This is a genomic window from Marinobacter sp. UBA2498, from assembly GCF_002341575.1.
GTDB lineage: Bacteria > Pseudomonadota > Gammaproteobacteria > Pseudomonadales > Oleiphilaceae > Marinobacter > Marinobacter manganoxydans.
This window is the reverse complement of the sequence record NZ_DDOI01000021.1, coordinates 3122-3659: the sequence shown is the minus strand read 5'-3', so window position 1 is coordinate 3659 and position 538 is coordinate 3122. Positions and strand designations below refer to the sequence as shown.

At 56.1% G+C, this 538-nt stretch carries 2 protein-coding genes; both read right to left on the bottom strand.

The window, feature by feature from the left end:
- Nucleotides 1-247: metallophosphoesterase (locus B2W52_RS02050; RefSeq protein ID WP_286801099.1), on the bottom strand; the 247-nt coding region annotated here is incomplete at its 3' end.
- Nucleotides 244-538 (bottom strand): peptidylprolyl isomerase (locus tag B2W52_RS02045; RefSeq protein ID WP_286801098.1); only part of this gene is annotated, 295 nt, incomplete at its 5' end. The genes B2W52_RS02045 and B2W52_RS02050, both read right to left, overlap by 4 nt.

Below are 538 nucleotides of genomic sequence, written 5' to 3'. Positions count from 1 at the left end.
GAAAGTCCCGGTTGCCGTGCATCAGGAAAATCCTGGTGCCGCTGTCCCGCAGTTTTCGAAGGGCAGTCGCAATCTGCTCCTGGAGCGGCGTGCGTTCGTCATCTCCTATCCACGCCTCAAAGAAATCACCGAGAATATACAGCTGATCAACACCACTGGCTTTCCCGTCGAGAAAGCCCAGAAATGCCTCAGTAATATCCGGGCGGGATTCCTCGAGGTGAAGATCTGAAATAAACAGCGTGGTCACGCGTCCTCCAGAACCTCGGCTTTTTCGATTACCACGTCATCGGCAGGCACATCCTGGTGGCCTGCACGCATGGTGGTGCGCACTGCTCGAATCGCGTTTACCGTGTCCATGCCGTCGGCCACTTTGCCGAACACGCAGTAGCCCCAGCCTTCCGCGTTTTTGGCGGTGTGGTCCAGGAAGCCGTTATTCTCAACGTTAATAAAGAACTGGGCTGTGGCAGAGTGCGGGTCCATGGTGCGTGCCATGGCAATGGTTCCCTGCATGTTGCTCAGTCCGTTATCGGCTTCGTTC